7 protein-coding genes are annotated in these 8978 nt (G+C 71.7%); 2 read left to right on the top strand and 5 right to left on the bottom strand.

What is annotated here, in order from left to right:
- Window positions 1–822 precede the first annotated feature (822 nt).
- Window positions 823–2394: a Wzz/FepE/Etk N-terminal domain-containing protein gene (locus ND748_RS18510; protein ID WP_251747154.1), complete on the top strand. Its 1572-nt coding sequence runs from the start codon at window positions 823–825 to the stop codon at window positions 2392–2394.
- Window positions 2395–2532: 138 nt separating this feature from the next.
- Here the strand turns inward: ND748_RS18510 and ND748_RS18505 are convergent, their stop codons facing one another.
- Window positions 2533–3213, bottom strand: coding sequence for an O-methyltransferase (locus ND748_RS18505; RefSeq protein WP_251747152.1), 681 nt, complete (start codon window positions 3211–3213; stop codon window positions 2533–2535).
- 64 nt (window positions 3214–3277) lie between these two features.
- A complete protein-coding gene (locus tag ND748_RS18500; protein WP_251747150.1) occupies window positions 3278–4591 on the bottom strand; it encodes a hypothetical protein in 1314 nt (437 codons plus the stop codon).
- A 912-nt stretch (window positions 4592–5503) separates the two neighbouring features.
- On the opposite strand from ND748_RS18500, the gene ND748_RS18495 reads away from it, so the two are divergent.
- On the top strand, window positions 5504–6517 hold the full coding sequence (locus tag ND748_RS18495) for a glycoside hydrolase family 26 protein (protein ID WP_251747148.1): 1014 nt from the start codon (window positions 5504–5506) through the stop codon (window positions 6515–6517).
- Here the strand turns inward: ND748_RS18495 and ND748_RS18490 are convergent.
- From ND748_RS18490 to ND748_RS18480, 3 genes are all read right to left on the bottom strand, one after another.
- A complete protein-coding gene (locus ND748_RS18490; RefSeq protein ID WP_374215967.1) occupies window positions 6477–7286 on the bottom strand; it encodes an SDR family oxidoreductase in 810 nt (269 codons plus the stop codon). The two genes, ND748_RS18495 and ND748_RS18490, sit on opposite strands and share 41 nt — an antisense overlap.
- A complete protein-coding gene (locus ND748_RS18485) occupies window positions 7283–8209 on the bottom strand; it encodes a hypothetical protein (protein ID WP_251747146.1) in 927 nt (308 codons plus the stop codon). Before ND748_RS18485 ends, ND748_RS18490 begins: the two co-directional genes overlap by 4 nt.
- Window positions 8172–8978: 2-C-methyl-D-erythritol 4-phosphate cytidylyltransferase (locus ND748_RS18480; protein ID WP_251747145.1), on the bottom strand; the 807-nt coding region annotated here is incomplete at its 5' end. The genes ND748_RS18485 and ND748_RS18480, both read right to left, overlap by 38 nt.

Raw genomic sequence — 8978 nt, 5'->3', positions numbered from 1 at the left:
GGGTCGCGGCGGCCCCGGCCGGGGGAGGGGCGCGGCGGCCGTGCTGGATGGTCGGACCGGGGGGCGAGGCCGCCCGAGCCGGTGCCGCCCGAGCGGGTGCTGCCCGAGTCGGTGCTGCCCGAGTCGGTGCCGGCCGGGGCGGCGCGCGGGGGCGTCGATCCCGATTCCGCGGCCGGCCGGTCGCCGGAACGGGGACGATCACGCGAGGACCGACGTTCTTCCGGGGGACGACGGCCGGCGCCCGGCCGTCCGGCCGCGGGCGGGTTCGACGAGGCGGAAATGACCGGCGGGTGGGAGTTGCCCGATGGTTCGGCGCGGCGTGGTAAGTCCAACACAAAACGACGGGACGGAAATTACCCGACAAAAGTCCGGAAGTCTGACGTCCCGGAAGAGTTGCGACGGGAACTTCCCCGACCGCGGCCGGACCGCACGGATCGTGACCGTCCTTCGCCGCGACGGAAGTCGGGTGAATCCGAGCGCGGTATCGGGTCGGTGGATGATGTGGACGGTAGGGGTCTCGCCGGGGGAGGTCAGCGCGACGGTCATCGTCGCGGAACCGGCCCGCGGCGTGGCAGACGCGACACCTGAGCGCCATCTCGGCGCCAGTCATAGCTATGACCGTTTACTATCCGCTATCGGCTATGCTCACAAATCGGTTCGTCAGATCTAGACCGTGGTCCGGCAATCGGGCCGGATGCTCCTGTGGGGGGCCACTTTGAGTCCGCTTCACGTCCTGCTGGAGGTGTCGGTGCGTCAGCTCGCCGGCTCTCCGATCCGCGTGCGGGCCCGGTCCGCCCGTCCTGAGTCCGAGGCGGGCACGTCATGAGCCGCAACGCACAGGCGGGTGGCGAGACCAGCCGGGCCCCGTCCGCTCCCTCGCTGTTTCGCATCATCCAGCCACGGCTGCTGATCATCGTCATCGTGGTTGTGATCTTCGCGGCGCTGTCGGCCATCTACTCCAAGGCGCAGTCCGCCAGCTACGCGTCGAGCGCGCGGGTCTTCCTCTCCACGGACTCGGGCACGCTGGGCGCCAACTCGGTCGACGCCACCCGGTTCGTCCAGACCCAGGCGCAGTTCGCCCAGTCCTCGGCGGCCGTGGCGGTGATCGCGAAAGATCTCAAGCTGACCGAGTCGGACGTGTCGGGCCGGTTGAGCACCTCCCCGTCGGACGAGGGCTACTTCTTCGTCATCAAGGGCAAGGGGCCGTCGCAGGAGGCGGCGAACTCCCTGGTCAAGTCCGCCGAGGCGGCCTACGGCACGCTGCTGACGAGCTACGGCGCCAACAGTGAGGCCTCGGTGGCTGCGCTGATCAAGCTCCGTGACCAGCTTGTCAACGAGGGGGCCACGGCCGGCCAGGGCACCGATGTGGCCGCAGCAAACGACGCAACCGTGCGTAGCAACCAGATCAACCAGTTGAACCAGAAGATCGCCGACGCCCGCACCGGGTCGGTGCTGGCCAGCTCCGCGATCAAACTGGCCGAGCCGCCGGTCGCCGACGGCCAGGGTGGCCCCAACCTGCTCCGCAACGTTCTCGTCGCGGTGATCGTGGGCCTGCTCGGTTCCATCGCCGCGATCTGGATCATGTACCAGCGCCGGCCGACGATCCTCGACCCGCACAACCCGTCGGACACCCTCGGCGTCCCGCTGATCGCGGCGCTGGAGCCGGGGCGCACGACCGCGAGCGCGGCCGAGACCCTCGTCTCGGCAATGTCGGCGGTGATGTCGCCGACCAGCAAGGTCGTCGCGTTCACCCCGGCGTCGCGCGGGGACCTCGCCGCCGACCTCGTCTCCTCCGTGGCCGCCGCCTGGTCGGACGACCAGGGCGTCGTGCTGATCCTCGACACCTCCCCGTCCTCGGAGGTGCGGGCGTCGCTGGAGGGGCTGCCGCGGGCGACCTCCGGGGAGCTGCCGCGCTGGGCGCACGAGCCGACCTGCCTTGCCCGCTCGTCCGGCACCGGCCGCGGGCACATCCTCTACAACCGGGTGTCGCCCGCGCGGGCGGCGCGCCCCGGCGGTCTCGCGCCGATCCTCGCCGACCGCGCGCCCGTCGTCGACCTGGTCATCCTGGTCACCTCGGCGCTGGCCGAGCTGCCGATGACCGCGGCCTCGGCGATCCAGGCCGACGCGGTCGTCGTCATCACGTCCACCGAGACGCACCTCAAGGAGCTGGAGCAGGTGCCGCGGGACTGGCCGGCGCTCGCCGAGCGCGTCGTCGGCGTCGTCCACGACGGCCGGACCGGCATCCGTCGGGCGACCGGCAACGCCGCCCCGGAGCGCCGCTCCTCGGTCGACACGATCACGTCGAACTCGCCGGTGGGCGGCGAAGGCCCGCCGGCCAAGCGCAGCGGCATGGACCCGGAGGCCACCGACCGCTACGCCCGCCCCGCCCGGTAGGCCGCCCGCCGCGCCGCCTCGGCGGCGCTCCACCGAGACCAACGACGACGGCCCCGCTCCTCGCCTTGCGCGACGAGGAGCGGGGCCGCCGCCGTTGCGGCCGAGCCGGTTGCAGTGCGGTCGGTACGGTTTCGGCGCCTACTGCGGCGGGCCGACGAGGGCGAGGACGAAGCCGTCCCAGCCCTTGCTGCCCACGGTCTGCAACGCGGTCGCCGTCAGCCGCGGCTCTGCCCGGACCAGGTCGAGCACAGCCCTGGTTCCCCGGACGTCGGGGTCCGCGCTGTCGGGATCGACGACCGTCCCGCGGCGCACCACGTTGTCGATCACAATCGCGCTGCCGGGGCGGGTCAGGTGCAGCGCGGCGGCCAGGTATCGCGCGTTGTTCTGCTTGTCCGCGTCGATGAACACGAGATCGAACGGCTCGGGCCGGGCCGCGATCAGCGCGTCGAGCGAGTCGACGGCGGGACCGAGCACGACCTGCGCGACGGCGCCGAGGCCGGCGTGCGCCAGGTTGCCCCGGGCCACCTCGGCGTGATGGGGATCGACCTCCAGGGTGACCACCCGGCCGGTCGGCCCGACGGCCCGACCGAGCCAGATCGTCGAATATCCGCCGAGGGTGCCCACCTCCAGCACCCGCCGACCGGCGACCAGGCGGACGAGCAGGGCCAGGAACGCGCCCTGGTTCGCCGCGACCTCGATCGGCGGCAGCCCGGCGGCGCGGCTCGCGGCCCGGGCCTGCCGCAGCGGGTCGTCCTCGTCGACGAGGGTGTCGACGAGATAGTCGTCAACGGCTCGCCAGCTCTGCGCCAGGTCGTCCACCGGTGGGCACCTCCATGGTCGCCAGTGCGGCGCCGGGCGCCCGGCCGGGGCCCGGCGAGGCGGGTCAGATGCCCGCGAAGGACCTGCGCTGCGCGGGGGCCGAGGGACCCGGCGGCGGTGGCCCGGGATCGTCGGCCAGCCGGAGCGACTCCTGCGGCGTGACCGTGAACCAGGCGACGAGCAGCAGGCCCAGACCGGTGACGACCGGGGCCAACAGGCCGCCGGACAGCACAGTGTAGAAGATCAGCACCGAACCGGACAGCACGAACGACTGGGAGCCACGGACGAACATCGCCACGATGAAGCTGAGGAACGTCACCGTGCCGAGGACCCCGTACTCGAGGACGAGCTTCGGCACGAGCGCGTAGTTCAGCGGCAGCCCGGTGCGGCGGAAGAACTCGCCGGCGTCGCGGTCGGCGAAGCCCGCGCCGGAGCCGAACACGACCGTCGCCGGATCGCTGCCGAGCGCGTCCCAGGTGCGCTGGTAGGGCTGGACGAAGCGCAGGCTGCCGCTGGAGGTCGACGAGGACGTCTCCGTCGCCCGGGCCGCGAAGATGCTCGACGCCGGGGTGAAGCTGATGACCAGGGCGATGAGGCCAACGCCGATCAGGGCGGTGAACGCGAACTTGGCGCCCTTGTGGACGGCCAGCAGCACGCCCGCGCAGGCCAGCAGCAGCAGACCGGTGCCGGAAACGGTGCTGAGAATCGCCAGCACGAACATGAGCAGCCGCCACCAGCCGCCGTTGCGCAGGACGCAGACCACGATGCCGAAACCGAGGAACTGCGAGCAGAACGACGCCTCCAGACAGACGAAGGCGTTCGACTTGTACAGCGACGATCCGTACTGGACCGGGTAGGAAGTGTTGAAGCCGTGCATCAGGAGATTCGACGGCACGACGTCCTTGACCACGTCGGTGTACGGAACGCCGACGAGCTGAATCGCGAACTGGAACAGGGCCAGCCCGGCCAGCACGGTGATCATGATGAGGAAACGGTCGAGCAGCCGGGGCAGCAGGGCCCGGGCGTCGGCGGGGCGCAGGCCGAAGACGAACGGGACATACGTCGCCAGCAGCAGCATCAGCGACGTCAGGGACGTGCTGTCCTTCTGCCGCAGGAAGGCGACGAGCGCCGACAGCGAGCACGCCGTCATCGCGACCAGGTAGCCGGTCATCCGGCCCGAGTTCCGGCTCAGGCCGCCCCGCCTGACCATGAGCGCCGCGCACACGTAGGTGATCGGCAGGATCACCTGGACCTGTGAGCCGCCGACGGGGATGGCGATCCGCTGGAAGAAGATCTCGAAGAACAGCAGAACGGTGAGCAGCCGCAGCGTCGCGTCGTTGACGGTCCGGCCGCTGCCCGTCTCCTGGGTCGGGATCACCCACGACCGCGGAATCCTGGTCGTGAGGGTGGTGGTTACCACTGGTTTCCCGTCCCCCGTTCTCGGTCGGCGGGCGCACCGCGGCCGGATGGGCGCGGTGGACGCTGCGGACGATAGCCGGGTGGCCCCGCACGGCGGCCCGGTGCGCCGTGCGTGGACGGCATCGTCGGCAAGTCTAACCGGCGCGGATCGGACGTCCCGCACCGTGGTCTTCTGTCCATTCTCGGGGCGTACGGTCGCCTATCCGTCACCGCCTGCAGTCGTCCTCGTGGTGTCTTCCGGGAACCTGGCGCCGTCGGGTGAATAATGGCCTGGGTCGCCCGAACGGCCGCGGTCGGAGAAGTTCTCCGGCCCGGGAACTCCGCGGGTGAAGACCCGCGTTCCTCGAACAGGGCGGCATTGTCGGCCGCGGCCCGAAGCCTGTTCTCGTACCTGTGCGGCGGGGTCGGTCGTGCATTGCTGTCGCGATGACGTCCGGTCGTTCCGGCGTCTGGCGACCATCTGTCCTCAGCGTGGAGGTGTAACGTGCGCTATTCCGGCATAGAGCCGGGAGGGCGTCCGCCCCCGTCCGACCGGTTTGGTCCGCAGCGGGGCGGCACCTCGCCGACCCGCGCCGTCTCGATCCAGGGGGGTGGCGGGCCCGGCCGGCCCGGTGCCGACACCGGTACCATGCCGCTGCCGGGCATCCGGACCTCGGGGTCCGTGGACTCTGGCGCGTCCACGGACCCCGAGACGTCCGGCTCGACGCTCCAGCCCGGCCAGCCCGGTAGGGCCGGTGACCCCCGTGGTGCCGGCGGTGCGGGTGGCGCTGGTGGCGCGGGTGGGGCCGGGGGGCCTGGCTATTCGGGCGGGACACGGCGGCGCAGGCCGCGGTCGCGGCGCGGTCGGGCCCTGGCGGTCACCGGTCTCGCGATGGTCCTGGTGGCCGTGCTCGGTGCCGTCGGGCTGGTCGCCCTCGGTCGTGGTGGTGGCGATGACGGTAGTCACGGGGGCGGGGTCGCGGGTCCGCCCGCGCCACAGGTCGGCGGGGTCACCTGGACCTCGGGCGCCAATGCCAATCCACCCCAGGATCTGGCCGCGTGGGAACACTGGCTCGGCCGCCGGACCGACATCGCCGTCGTGTTCACCGTCCGTGACACCTGGCGGAAGATCGTCGCCGATGACTGGCCGCTGTCGGGACTACGCCCGAACGCCTACGCCGGGAAGGTGTCCATCGCCCAACCGCTGTTCCCGAAGGACGGCGACGAGGCCGCCTGCGCCCGCGGCGACTACGACGCCAACTGGGCGACGTTCGGGCGGACGCTGGTGCGCAACGGCCGCGGGGACGCCTACGTCCGCCTCGGCTGGGAGTTCAACGGCAACTGGTTCTGGTGGTACCCGCGCGACACCGCCACCTGGCGGACCTGCTTCCAGCGGACGGTGACCGCGATCCGCTCGACCTCGCCCGACGTCCGCATCGACTGGAACATCTCGGCGCACCGGGACTCGATGCCCAACGGCGACAACATCTGGGCGGCCTATCCCGGCGACGCGTTCGTCGACGTCGTCAGCGTCGACGCCTACGACTCCTACCCGCCGTCCTTCACCCGGGCGACTTTCGACGCCCAGTGCACCATGGCCTCGGGTGCCTGCACGGTCGCCCGGTTCGCGGCTGAACACGGCAAGAAGTTCGCCGTGCCGGAATGGGGCGTTGTCCGCTCGGCGGGCGGCGGCGCGGACAACCCGTTCTACGTCCAGAAGATGTACGAGCTGTTCCAGGCGAACCGGGCGAACCTCGCCTACGAGGCGTACTTCACCGCGACCGATGCGGGCAACGTCCAGTCCTCGCTGGTCGACCCCCCGAGCAACCCCCGGGCCGCCCAGCGCTACCGAGCCCTCTTCGGCCCTAGTAGCTCTTCTTCGCCGGGCGCAGGTGGAGTTCGGTGATCTCGGCGGTGGGGGGCAGCCGGATCAGGTACTCGACGAGGTCGGCGACGTCGTCGGCCTGGATGAGCAGCGCCGGCGCGTACTCCCGGCCCTCCCGCGCGTAGATCGTCTCCTGGCGCGGGGTGGCCGTGCGGCCCAGGTGGATCGTGGCGACCCGGATCCCGTCGGCGTTGATCTCCTGGCGCAGGCTGTCGGCGAAGCCGCGCATGGCGTGCTGGGTCGCGGCGAACTGACCTGCTCCCGCTCCCGCGCGAACGCCCTGGGTGGAGTTGATGATGATGATGTCGGCGCCGCCGCCGGCCCCCGCGACCCGTAGCGCGGGCAGCAGCCGCTGGGTCAGCGCGTAGGGCGCCCGGACGTTCGCGAGGTACTGCGCGTCCAGGTCGGCCAGCGACGCCGCGTCCACCCGGGCGCTGGCGTAGGCCCCGGCGCTGTGCACCAGGTGGTCGACCCGGCCGTGACGGGCGGTTACCTCGGCGACGAAGTCGGTGACGGCCGCGTCGGCGGTCAGGTCGAGCCGGACCGGCAGCAGCGCGCCCGGCCCGGTCGCCTCCTTGCCGAGGCTGTCGAGGCGGGCCTGGTCACGGCCGAGAGCGAAGACGGTGGCGCCGTCCGCGGCGAGGCGCAGCGCGGTGGCGCGGCCGATGCCGCTGGACGCCCCCGTCACGACGGCGACATGCCCGGCGAGCGCCACCGCGTCCGTCGCCGGGCCGCCCGGGGATGCCAAGTCGCCCGGAGATGCCGGGCCGCCCGCGGGCCTGGCCGTCACGCGTTCGACGCCTGCGAGAACACCAGCACGGCGTCCTCCCGCGGGGGCGCGGTGTCGTAGCTGAGGCAGACGTCCTCGGGGATGCGGGTGAGGTCGGTGCCGCGCAGATAGTCCCGCATCGTGGTGCCGGTGCACTCGGAGTCGACGTTCGGCGCCCCGACGTGATTGATGACGTCGTCGAAGTGCACCGTGCGGAAGTCCATGCTGAACCGGGTGCGCCCGGAGTCGTTCGGGACCGAGGAGTGCAACTGCGCCGCGGAGAAGATCAGCATGCCGCCGGACGGCGCGACCACCCGGGTCTGCGGGAAGATCTCCACCTCCTCCTCCGGCTTGGGCTGCTTGCGGGTGTCCGACTTGATGTGCTTCGCCGCGTCCGCCCGGCTCTTGGCATTCCACTCGTAGTAGTCGTACTCGCGGGAGCCGTTCTTCACGCCCTGGCCGAAGTAGCGGGGGTGGAAGGCCAGACCGTTCTCCGGGACGATGTCGAAGATCGGCATCCACCAGTTGAGCTGGCAGAACGGCGCCGAGTACCAGGTGTCGCGGTGCGGATGGAAGGCGTAGGCGATACCGGAGGTCAGGTAGTCATCCGACGTCGAGGTCCGCAGCCGCGGCACGTCGAAGTAGGTCTTCGACGGGTCGGCGCCATGCTCGGCGAGGATCGCCGGCAGCAGCTCCTTGCAGGTCGGATGGTGGATGAACCGCGGCTTGAGCTCCCCGAGCAGGGCGGCGTACTCCTCGACGGGCATGTGGTACTGCGCCGTCTCCGGGTCGAGGCTGCCGAACGCCTCCCGGATCAGCGCGCGGCTGAACTCGACGAACTCGCGGGTCGCCGGCCTGGGTGCATAGACGAACAGGTCGCCCTGGTAGAGCTTGGCCCGTCGCTCGTCATCGGACAGCGTGGACTCGACCAGTACCGAACTCATCGGATTCCCCCTCGGAGCGGACGTGGGTGATCAGCAGCCGGGCCATGGCGAGTTCGTCCGGCGTCGTGACATGGATGTTGGCGGGTTCGCCCGGTACGACGACGACCAGGCCGCCGGCCTCGGCGACCATCGCCGAGTCCTCCACGGCCTCGCGGGCGCCTGCGTGCACGGAGCGCAGCAGATCGGCCCGGAACGCGTGCGGTGTCTGCACCAGGCGATGGGTCTCTCGCGGCAGCGATGCCCCCGCGACCAGCCTGGGGGCGGGACCGATCCCACCCGTAGACCGGATCTCCTCGGTGACTCGGATCTCCTCGGTGACTCGGATCTCCTCGGTGACCCGGATCTCCTCGGCGACTCGGACCTCTTTGACGACTTCGGTGAGTGGCAGGCCGGGCACGGCGGCATCGGCCCCGGCCCGGACCTCGTCGACGACGCGCCGGTAGAGGGCGGCGGTGGCCAGCGGATGAGCGGCATCGGTGATCACGATGATGCCGGCGTCCGCGGGCACGGCGGCGAGGCCGGCCCGGACCGACTCGGCCCGGGTGGCGCCGCCGGTCACCTGCCGGACGCCGGGCAGCGGCGACCAGCTCGCGGCCGTTCCCGCGGGTACGACCACGACGATGCCGTCGCTGGCCGCGCGGGCCGCCGCGACCGGGTGGGCGAGCAGCGGCTCGCCGCCAAGGTCGAAGAACTGCTTCGGTCCGCCGAAGCGGGTGCCGCCGCCACCCGCGAGCACGATCGTCCAGACCGGCCCGGAGCTACCCGGCCG

The sequence above is a fragment of the Frankia sp. AiPs1 genome (genome assembly GCF_023716945.1).
In the GTDB taxonomy this organism is placed as follows: domain Bacteria; phylum Actinomycetota; class Actinomycetes; order Frankiales; family Frankiaceae; genus Frankia.
The sequence above is the reverse complement of the archived record's forward strand: the minus strand, read 5'-3'. Positions and strand labels throughout refer to the sequence as shown.

Coding starts and splice junctions, on each gene's coding strand:
- ND748_RS18510 (WP_251747154.1), top strand. CDS start 823: ATGAGCCGCAACGCACAGGCGGGTGGCGAGACCAGCCGGGCCCCGTCC.
- ND748_RS18495 (WP_251747148.1), top strand. CDS start 5,504: ATGGTCCTGGTGGCCGTGCTCGGTGCCGTCGGGCTGGTCGCCCTCGGT.
- ND748_RS18485 (WP_251747146.1), bottom strand. CDS start 8,209: ATGAGTTCGGTACTGGTCGAGTCCACGCTGTCCGATGACGAGCGACGG.